Annotated in this window: 9 protein-coding genes; 4 read left to right on the top strand and 5 right to left on the bottom strand. The window is 62.2% G+C overall.

The features are described from left to right. Positions 1 to 28: 28 nt before the first annotated feature. Positions 29 to 2443, bottom strand: a complete 2415-nt coding sequence (locus ACE04F_RS07385; RefSeq protein WP_486105619.1) for a glucose/quinate/shikimate family membrane-bound PQQ-dependent dehydrogenase — start codon at positions 2441 to 2443, stop codon at positions 29 to 31. A gap of 486 nt (positions 2444 to 2929) precedes the next feature. Here ACE04F_RS07385 and ACE04F_RS07380 point away from each other — a divergent pair, with 486 nt between their 5' ends. Together ACE04F_RS07380 and ACE04F_RS07375 are read left to right on the top strand one after the other, a co-directional pair. Next, a complete protein-coding gene (locus ACE04F_RS07380) occupies positions 2930 to 3160 on the top strand; it encodes a VF530 family protein (RefSeq protein ID WP_486105618.1) in 231 nt (76 codons plus the stop codon). Between the two features lie 42 nt (positions 3161 to 3202). Continuing rightward, positions 3203 to 3820, top strand: coding sequence for a Pr6Pr family membrane protein (locus ACE04F_RS07375; RefSeq protein WP_486105721.1), 618 nt, complete (start codon positions 3203 to 3205; stop codon positions 3818 to 3820). A gap of 26 nt (positions 3821 to 3846) precedes the next feature. Here ACE04F_RS07375 and ACE04F_RS07370 read toward each other — a convergent pair whose 3' ends face one another. From ACE04F_RS07370 to ACE04F_RS07360, 3 genes are read right to left on the bottom strand one after another with little or no spacing between them, the layout of a single operon-like run. Next, a complete protein-coding gene (locus tag ACE04F_RS07370) occupies positions 3847 to 4056 on the bottom strand; it encodes a DUF1289 domain-containing protein (protein WP_486105617.1) in 210 nt (69 codons plus the stop codon). Next, positions 4053 to 4577, bottom strand: a complete 525-nt coding sequence (locus tag ACE04F_RS07365; RefSeq protein ID WP_305496527.1) for a gamma carbonic anhydrase family protein — start codon at positions 4575 to 4577, stop codon at positions 4053 to 4055. Before ACE04F_RS07365 ends, ACE04F_RS07370 begins: the two co-directional genes overlap by 4 nt. A gap of 16 nt (positions 4578 to 4593) precedes the next feature. After that, complete coding sequence (locus ACE04F_RS07360) at positions 4594 to 5193, bottom strand: CoA pyrophosphatase (RefSeq protein ID WP_305496529.1); 600 nt, start codon at positions 5191 to 5193, stop codon at positions 4594 to 4596. 146 nt (positions 5194 to 5339) lie between these two features. Between ACE04F_RS07360 and ACE04F_RS07355 the strand changes: the two genes are divergently transcribed. Then, positions 5340 to 5891 carry an NUDIX hydrolase gene (locus ACE04F_RS07355; RefSeq protein ID WP_486105616.1) on the top strand — a complete coding sequence of 184 codons (552 nt, stop codon included), beginning with the start codon at positions 5340 to 5342 and terminating at the stop codon, positions 5889 to 5891. A 40-nt stretch (positions 5892 to 5931) separates the two neighbouring features. Next, positions 5932 to 6438 carry a L,D-transpeptidase family protein gene (locus tag ACE04F_RS07350; RefSeq protein WP_305496533.1) on the top strand — a complete coding sequence of 169 codons (507 nt, stop codon included), beginning with the start codon at positions 5932 to 5934 and terminating at the stop codon, positions 6436 to 6438. Positions 6439 to 6539: 101 nt separating this feature from the next. Here ACE04F_RS07350 and recJ read toward each other — a convergent pair whose 3' ends face one another. Beyond that, positions 6540 to 8249 carry a single-stranded-DNA-specific exonuclease RecJ gene (recJ, locus tag ACE04F_RS07345; RefSeq protein WP_486105615.1) on the bottom strand — a complete coding sequence of 570 codons (1710 nt, stop codon included), beginning with the start codon at positions 8247 to 8249 and terminating at the stop codon, positions 6540 to 6542. Positions 8250 to 8322 lie beyond the last annotated feature (73 nt).

The raw sequence follows: 8322 nt of genomic DNA, 5'->3' as shown, positions 1-8322 counted from the left end.
GCCCCCTTTTTCTTGGGCGCGGTTCTGCTTAATCCGGCAGCTTGTAGGCGATCACATAATCGCCCTGCTTGGTCCCCAGCGAGCCATGGCCGCCGGCTACGACCAGCACGTATTGCTTGCCGTCCTTGCCGGTGTAGGTCATCGGCGTGGTCTGGGCGCCGGCGGGCAGGCGGCCTTCCCACAGCTGCTTGCCGTTCTTCACGTCATAGGCGCGCAAGTACTGGTCAAGCGTGCCGCTCAGGAACGCCAGGCCACTGGCGGTGGTGAACGTGCCACCCAGGCTCGGGACGCCCATGCTCAGCGGGATCGGAACCGGCGAGCTGTCGCGCACGGTGCCGTTCTTGTGCTTCCACAGGGTCTTGTTGTTGGTCAGGTCGACGGCCGCTACATAACCCCAGGCCGGTGCCTGGCAAGGCAGCCCCATTGGCGAAAGCAGCGCTTCGAGGATCACACCATACGGCGCGCCCTTGTTCGGCTGAACGCCTTCGGTTTCGCTCTTGCGACCCGGGCCACCGGCCACTTCCGCCGCCGGCACCAGTTTCGACTTGAACGCCATGTAGCTCGGGTTGACGAAAGCGATCTGGCGCACCGGATCCACCGAGATACCGCCCCAGTCGAACACACCGAAGTTGCCTGGATAGACGATCGAGCCCTGCAATGACGGCGGTGTGAACATGCCCTCGTAGCGCAGCGACTTGAAGTCGATCCGGCAGAGCATCTGGTCGAACGGGGTCACGCCCCACATGTCGCGTTCCTGGAGGTCCGGCGGCACGAAGTTCAGGTCGGACATCGGTTGGGTCGGTGAAGTGAAGTCGCCTTCCACCGCGCCTTGCGGCACCGGGATCTCCTTGATCGGCACGATCGGCTGGCCGTTGCTGCGGTCCAGCACGTAGATGCTGCCCTGCTTGGTCGAAGCCAGCACGGCCGGTTTCACGCCGTCAGCAGTCTTGAGGTCCATCAGGGTCGGCTGGCCGCCGACGTCCATGTCCCACAGGTCGTGATGGGTGAACTGGAAGTACCAGCGCACCTTGCCGGTGGCGATGTCCAGCGCGGTCAAGCCGGCAGCGTATTTTTCCGACTCGGGCGTGCGGAAACCACCGAACTGGTCAGGCGTCTGGTTGCCCATCGGCAGGTAGAGCATGCCGAGTTTTTCGTCGACGCTGAACATCGACCACATGTTTGGCGAGTTGCGCGTATAGGTCTGGCCTTCGGCAATCGGCGTGGTGTCGTCCGGATTGCCGCTGTCCCAGTTCCACACCAGCTTGCCGGTGTGCACGTCGTAGGCACGGATGACACCGCTTGGCTCGTCGGTGGAAACGTTATCGGTGACGTGGCCGCCGATCACAACCAGGTTCTGGGTGACCGCCGGTGGCGAGGTGGAGTAGTAACCGCCGGCGGTGAAACCACCGATGTTGGCGGTCAGGTCGACCTGGCCCTTGTCGCCGAAGTCTTCGCACATCTTGCCGGTGTCGGCGTTGAGGGCGATCAGGCGAGTGTCGGCGGTTGGCAGGAAGATCCGCCGTGGGCACACGGTGCTGGCCGGCGTGGTGCTGGCGGCGCCGGTCGGGCTCTGCTCGGCCGAGGCGTACACGGCGTCGTCGTGATAGCTCACGCCGCGGCAGGTCATGTGGGCCCAACCCTTGAAGTTTTCCGCATTCTGCGTGGAAAGCTTCGGATCGAAACGCCAGATTTCCTTGCCGGTTTCTGGCTCCAGCGCAATCACCTGGCTGTGCGGCGTGCACACGTAGAGCATGCCGTTGGCCTTGAGCGGGGTGTTTTCAGCGGTGGTCTCGCCCGGGTCGTTCGGCCCTGGCAGGTCACCGGTGCGGAAGGTCCAGGCTTCCTTCAACTGGCTGACGTTCTGTGGGGTGATCTGGGCCAATGGCGAATAACGGTCGCCGTGGGCGCTGCGGCCGTAGGAGTTCCAGTCCCCGTCCGGCATCGCCGGTGCGGTGTTGGCCATGCCCGGCACACTGTCGCGGTCCAGTTGGCCCTTGATTTCACCCGGGTTGGTGAACTGACTGGCGAGCGCGGCGATACCGGCGATGATCACCGCAGCGCCCAATGCGCGGGTGCCCATCGGCGACGCATCGGCAGTCAGCAACGGCCGGCGGAACCATGGCAGCAGCATGACGACGCCCAGGGCGAACAGCATCGCCAAGCGCGGCACCAGTTGCCACCAGTCCAGGCCCACTTCCCACAGGGCCCATACGGTACTGGCGAACAGCACCAGCGCATACAGCCCCAACGCCGCACGGCGAGCGAGGATCAGTAGGACGCCGGTCAGCGCCAGGCCGATACCGGCCAGCAGGTAATACAGCGAGCCGCCGAGCGTGCTCAGCTTGATTCCCCCGGCCAACAGGGCCAGGCCCATCAATAGAAGCAGAATGCCGAGCAGGCTCGGTAACAGACGGCTTCGACTCAAAGCACCCTCAGTGCTCATAGTGTGTATCTCCGTGACGTTTTAAAGAGTCCCGCGCAAGTAATCACTTTAGATGACGATCTCGCGCAGGCATGGTTCAGTAAAAAAGTGATCGGTTGACGCGCTGCCGCTGGGCTTGCGTTGGCCATCAGAACGACGACTGGATCCCGTCGATCGGCGCGTCGTCCGCCTGGCGGCGAGTCCGGACAGCGCTGTCTGGCAGAGTCCGGGCATCAAACATAAAGAAGGGTTTCTTGATCTTTTTTCTAGGGATTGAACAAACGCAAACGCTCTGGCAGGCCAGCAGAACCGTTTCAGCAAGCGGCGCAAGGATAATGTTCTGTTACAAATAGCGAAAGCGCTTTTACCGACAAGGAGCCTTTCGGATTCGGTAACAGTCAAACAGGCTTCAACGTCGTCTGTCGGCGCTTTCAAGCGCGACGCTTCCACCCGAACGGCACCTCGGCTAAGGTGCGCGGCATATCACTTACCTGGCGTACAGGCTTCATGACCGAACACAACGACAACCCACTGCACGGCGTGACGCTGGAGCAGATCCTCAATGCCCTGGTGCAACACTACGAGTGGTCGGGGCTGGCCGAACGCATCGATATCCGCTGTTTCAAGAGTGACCCGAGCATCAAGTCGAGCCTGACCTTCCTGCGCAAGACGCCGTGGGCGCGGGAAAAAGTCGAGCGCCTGTACGTCAAGCTGATGCGCACGAAACGGCCGGTGTGAGTCGTGGGCGTTGGAATTCCCCTGCGGCGCGGCTTCGTGTCGATGGCGGCACTGCTCGGCTGGTCGGGTCTGAGCATCCAGTTGTATTTGATTCTGCTGGGGCGTTGGGAACTGGGCGCGAGCCTGCTGGGCGGGCTGGTGAATTGCTTCAGTTTTTTCACGGTGCAGACCAATACGCTGGTGGCGGTGGTGCTCAGCTTCGAACTGACCCACCGCGATTCAGCGGCGCGGCGCTGGTTCCTCGGGCCAGCGGTACGCAGCGGTATCGCCGTGAGCATTGCCCTGGTTGGCCTGGCCTACAGTCTGCTGCTGCGCCACCTCTGGCATCCCGAAGGCTGGCAGTTCATTGCCGACGAACTGCTGCACGACGTGATGCCCGTGCTGTTTATCGGCTACTGGTGGTTCTGCGTGCCGAAGGGCAGCTTGCGCCTGCGCCACATTGGGCTGTGGATGCTTTATCCATTGGTGTACTTCGGTTATATCCTGCTGCGCGGGAATCTGCTGGCGGCCTACCCCTACCCTTTCATTGATGTGGCGACTCTGGGTTATCCACAGGTGCTGATCAACGCCGGAGGGATATTGGCGGGGTTTATCGGGATCGCGCTGGGGGTGGTGGGGTTGGATCGGTGGGTTGGACGACGATCGATTAAAGCCTTGTGAGATGCCCTTGTGGCGCGTAATCACAATCAAGGTTTCGCCGGCAACATCCACACCAACCCACTGGCCTTGGCCCGTTCGTGACACAACGCCAGGACGCCGCGCCGCTCTTCATTGTCCATCCGGCTCCAGCGGGTGATTTCCGCCACCGTGCGCTGGCAACCGGTGCAGATGTCGTCATCGTCCAGCGCGCAGATGTTTACGCAGGGCGAGGGAACCGGGCGCTCAACCGGGCTCATTGTTCTTGCTCGACCAAGTCGCGGGCATAACGCTGCGAATTGTGCACATAGTGCGCCGCGCTGGCTTCGAGCATCTTCTTCTGGGCCTCGGTCAGCTCGCGCACGACCTTGCCCGGCGAGCCCATCACCAGCGAACCGTCGGGAATCTCCTTGCCTTCGCCAATCAGCGAGTTGGCGCCGATGATGCAGTTCCTGCCAATCTTCGCGCCGTTGAGGATCACCGCGTTGATGCCGATCAGGCTGTAATCCCCCACCGTGCAGCCGTGGAGCATGGCGTTGTGGCCAATGGTCACGCCGGTGCCGATGGTCAGCGGGAAACCCATATCAGTGTGCATCACGGTGCCGTCCTGCACGTTGCTGTTCCTGCCGATCAGGATCAGTTCGTTGTCGCCGCGCAGCACGGCGTTGAACCAGACATTGGCGCCTTCTTCGAGGCGGACCTTGCCCACCAGCGTGGCGTTGGGCGCGACCCAGCTCTGTGGGTGGGTTTCGACACGGGCATCGCCCAGGCGGTATTTCATGGGAGTCCTCGGGGCGTCAGGTATTGATGAAACTCTTGGGCGGTGTGTGCAGGTCGATACCGGCGTCGTACAGCAGATTGACCAGCTCGACGATCATGATCGCCGTCAGGCCCCAGATCTTGTATTCGCCGAAGCGATAACTGGGCACATACCAGCTGCGGCCCTGATAATCGATGCGGTGGGTGTGCTCGCGTGGGTCCTTGCGGAAAAACTCCAGCGGCACGCTGAAGACCGCGGCGATCTCGGCATCGTTGGCCTGGTACTCGACGTAATCGGGGATCACCCCGACATACGGCGTGACCTTGATGCCATGCAGGGAAATCAGCGGGCTGAGGGGGCCGATTACTTCCACCAGGCCAGGCGGCAAGCCGATTTCCTCTTCGGCTTCGCGCAGGGCAGTGAAAATCAGGTCCGGGTCTTCCGGGTCGCGGCGCCCCCCGGGGAAAGCCACTTCGCCGCCATGGGTCGAGAGCCCGCTGGCGCGCAAAGTCAGGACCAGTTCCGGCTCGTCGCTGCGGGTGATCGGCACCAGCACCGCCGCTTCAGGGAAACGCCGATCGGTCTCCAGATCGCGCGGCGTATGGTTGCTTACTCGATGCAGTAGCTCGTCCAGCATGAGACTTCTCGATTTATTCGCTGCCTAGCATCATGCACCAATCAGCCAAGCGGCCCAAGCCCCGCACCGCGTCATGTCGCGAAACGACAACTTGCCGACACCCGCCCGCACACGCCAAGATAGGCGCAGCCTTCAGGAATCCAAGCATGAAATTCTGCAGCCAGTGCGGTAACCCGGTGACCCAGCGCATACCCGAGGGCGACTCGCGCCTGCGCTTCGTCTGCGACACCTGCCACACCATCCATTATCAGAACCCCAATATCGTTGCCGGATGTGTACCGACTTGGGGTAGCAAGGTGCTTTTATGCCGCCGCGCCATCGAGCCGCGCCGCGGTTATTGGACGTTGCCGGCGGGCTTCATGGAAAACGGCGAAACCGTCGAACAGGCCGCCGTGCGTGAAACCGCCGAGGAAGCCTGCGCCCGGGTGCGAAACCTGAGCATCTATACGTTGATCGACGTACCGCACATCAGCCAGGTGCATGTATTCTTCCGCGCCGAGCTGGTCGACATGGATTTTGCCGCCGGGCCCGAGAGCCTGGAAGTGCAGCTGTTCGAAGAAACCGAAATTCCCTGGGACGAGCTGGCTTTCCGCACGGTGGGCCGTACCCTGGAATACTTTTACGCTGACCGACGGGCCGAGGATTACCCGGTACGATCCGAGTCGATACCACCGCTGGCCCAGCCTGCCAATACCTGAACATCAATATAGTCGCGACACCTCTAGGGATATCGTTTTAATGCGCTGGTTGCTTGTCCTGTTCTGCCTGTCGTTCACCGCTGTGTCCCAAGCCGCCGCCGTGGGAACCTATAACGGCAAGGTCATTGAAAAAGTCCTGGTGCTGAAGTCCGCCCATCAATTGCAATTGATCAACGACGGCAAGCCGCTCAAGACCTATCGCATCTCCCTGGGCAAAGGCGCCAAGAAAGGCCCCAAGCTGATCGAAGGCGACAAGCGCACCCCTGAGGGTTTCTACTGGCTGGACTGGCGCAAGACCAGCGAGCGCTTCTACCTGTCGATGCACATTTCCTACCCCAACATCAGCGACGCCGCCCGCGCCCGCCGCGAAGGCGTGGAGCCGGGGGGGATGATCATGATCCATGGCACGCCGGATTCGGAGGAGAACCCCGAGCAGTTGTTCCATACGCTGGACTGGACCGATGGCTGCATCGCCATGCGCAATGTGGATATGCGTGAGGTGTGGAACCTGGTGCCGGATGGGACGATGATCGAGATTCGCCCGTAACCCCATTTTCCCTGTGGAGAGAAAGCTCTTGTGGCGAGGCAGATTGCTCCCGCTGGGCTGCGCAGCCCCCTCGCCACAGGTTCGCTTGGGGAATGGCAGGACTACCGCGGCTCGATGTGAGCAATCATCAACTGCACCGTTTCCTGGCCACGAAACTCGTTGAGGTCAAGCTTGTAGGCCAACTCCACCCAGCGCACGGTGGGGTTGGGCCAGATCTCGCGATCAATGCCGAAGGCTATGCCATCGAGTTTCACCGAACCGCACTCGGTCTTGAGAATGACCTTCAGGTGCCGTTCGCCCACCACTCGCTGCTCGACCAACTGGAACACGCCGTGAAACACCGGCTCCGGGAAATGCTGCCCCCATGGCCCGGCGTGACGCAGTGCCCGGGCCAATTCCAGGTGGAACTCCTCCACCGCCAGAGAGCCATCCGACAGCAGCCGCCCCGTCAGGTCTTCTTCACGCAGTTGCCGGCGTACCTCTTCGTCAAAAGCCTCGGCGAATAACGGGAAGTTCGCCTCCGGCAACGTCAGCCCCGCTGCCATGGCGTGACCGCCGTATTTGCTGATCAGGGTCGGATGCTGCGCCGCGACAACGCTCAACGCATCGCGGATATGAAAGCCCGGCACCGAGCGACCCGACCCTTTGAGCAGGCCGTCCCCGGCATCGGCGAAGGCAATGGTCGGACGGAAGTAGCGCTCCTTCATGCGTGACGCCAGGATGCCGATGACGCCTTGGTGCCACTGCGGATCGAACAGGCACAAGCCGAATGGCATCGACTCCACCGGCAGGTCCTTGAGCTGGGCCAGGGCTTCACGCTGCATGCCTTGCTCGATGGATTTGCGGTCCTGGTTCATGCCATCCAGCTGCGCCGCCATTTCCCGTGCCAGCGCCGGGTCATCGGTGAGCAGGCATTCGATGCCCAGGCTCATGTCGTCCAACCGCCCCGCCGCATTCAGGCGCGGCCCGAGGATGAATCCGAGGTCGGTGGAGGTAATGCGCGAGTGCTCGCGCTTGGCCACTTCCAGGATGGCCTTGATGCCAGGCCGGGCGCGTCCCGCACGAATGCGCTCCAGGCCCTGGTGCACCAGGATCCGGTTGTTGGCATCCAGCGGCACCACGTCGGCGACGCTGCCCAGCGCCACCAGGTCGAGCAATTCGCCGATGTTCGGTTGCGGCTTGCTGGCATACCAACCGAGGCTGCGCAGACGGGCCCGCAGGGCCATCAGCACATAAAAGATCACCCCGACGCCCGCCAGTGCCTTGCTCGGGAATTCACAACCGGGCTGGTTCGGGTTGACGATGGCATCGGCCGCCGGCAATTCGAGCCCCGGCAAGTGGTGGTCGGTGACCAGCACCTTGAGGCCGGCCGCTTTCGCCGCTGTCACGCCTTCCACGCTGGAGATGCCGTTGTCCACGGTGATCAACAATTGCGGCGCGCGTGTCAGGGCGACTTCGACGATTTCCGGGGTGAGGCCATAGCCATATTCAAAGCGATTGGGCACCAGGTAGTCGACATGGGCCGCACCGAGCAGGCGCAGACCAAGCATGCCCACGGTACTGGCGGTCGCGCCATCGGCATCAAAATCGCCGACGATGAGAATCCGCTGGCGTTGCTCCAGCGCCACCACCAGCAGGTCCACCGCGGCATCGATCCCCTTGAGCTGCTGATAAGGAATCAGACGCGCCAGGCTCTTGTCCAGCTCCGCTTCGGACTGCACGCCACGTGCTGCGTAAAGACGGGTCAACAACGGCGGCAGGTCACCGAGAAACGGCAGGGTGGCGGGTAACTGGCGGGGTTCTATGCGCATGGGGTAACGATCATTTCTCTATTTTTGTAGATCCTGTGGCGAGGGAGCTTGCTCCCGCTGGGCTGCGTAGCGG

The organism is Pseudomonas sp. AGC41, from assembly GCF_057334555.1.
Note: the sequence above shows the minus strand (reverse complement) of the source record. Positions and strands in the feature narration are given on the sequence as shown.

Bases quoted from the DNA above. Each gene is read 5' to 3' on its own strand.
- ACE04F_RS07385 (WP_486105619.1), bottom strand. From the start codon at position 2,443: ATGAGCACTGAGGGTGCTTTGAGTCGAAGCCGTCTGTTACCGAGCCTG.
- ACE04F_RS07380 (WP_486105618.1), top strand. From the start codon at position 2,930: ATGACCGAACACAACGACAACCCACTGCACGGCGTGACGCTGGAGCAG.
- ACE04F_RS07375 (WP_486105721.1), top strand. From the start codon at position 3,203: ATGGCGGCACTGCTCGGCTGGTCGGGTCTGAGCATCCAGTTGTATTTG.
- ACE04F_RS07370 (WP_486105617.1), bottom strand. From the start codon at position 4,056: ATGAGCCCGGTTGAGCGCCCGGTTCCCTCGCCCTGCGTAAACATCTGC.
- ACE04F_RS07365 (WP_305496527.1), bottom strand. From the start codon at position 4,577: ATGAAATACCGCCTGGGCGATGCCCGTGTCGAAACCCACCCACAGAGC.
- ACE04F_RS07360 (WP_305496529.1), bottom strand. From the start codon at position 5,193: ATGCTGGACGAGCTACTGCATCGAGTAAGCAACCATACGCCGCGCGAT.
- ACE04F_RS07355 (WP_486105616.1), top strand. From the start codon at position 5,340: ATGAAATTCTGCAGCCAGTGCGGTAACCCGGTGACCCAGCGCATACCC.
- ACE04F_RS07350 (WP_305496533.1), top strand. From the start codon at position 5,932: ATGCGCTGGTTGCTTGTCCTGTTCTGCCTGTCGTTCACCGCTGTGTCC.
- recJ (WP_486105615.1), bottom strand. From the start codon at position 8,249: ATGCGCATAGAACCCCGCCAGTTACCCGCCACCCTGCCGTTTCTCGGT.